Here is a 238-nt window from a genome sequence, read left to right on the forward strand (position 1 = left end):
TAAAGCCTTATGGAAGTTTAAAACTTGAATATGGAAGATTTGGAAGTATAAAGGAAAAGACAGGAGAAGTAAGGCTTGAAGTAAAAGGGAATGATTATCATTCTATAAAGCCTGAAGTGGGAGTTGAATTCAAGTATAAGCAACCGTTGGCGGTAAAGACTACATTTGTTACTACACTTGGATTGGGTTATGAGAATGAGCTTGGAAAAGTAGGAGATGTAGGCAATAAAGGAAGAGT

Annotated in this window: 1 protein-coding gene; it reads left to right on the top strand. The window is 36.1% G+C overall.

The annotated features are described in order from the left end of the window. On the top strand, positions 1 to 238 hold a 238-nt coding region (locus EII29_RS11815), incomplete at both ends, for an autotransporter outer membrane beta-barrel domain-containing protein (RefSeq protein ID WP_125237635.1).

This window comes from Leptotrichia sp. OH3620_COT-345 (assembly GCF_003932895.1).
Lineage (GTDB): Bacteria > Fusobacteriota > Fusobacteriia > Fusobacteriales > Leptotrichiaceae > Pseudoleptotrichia.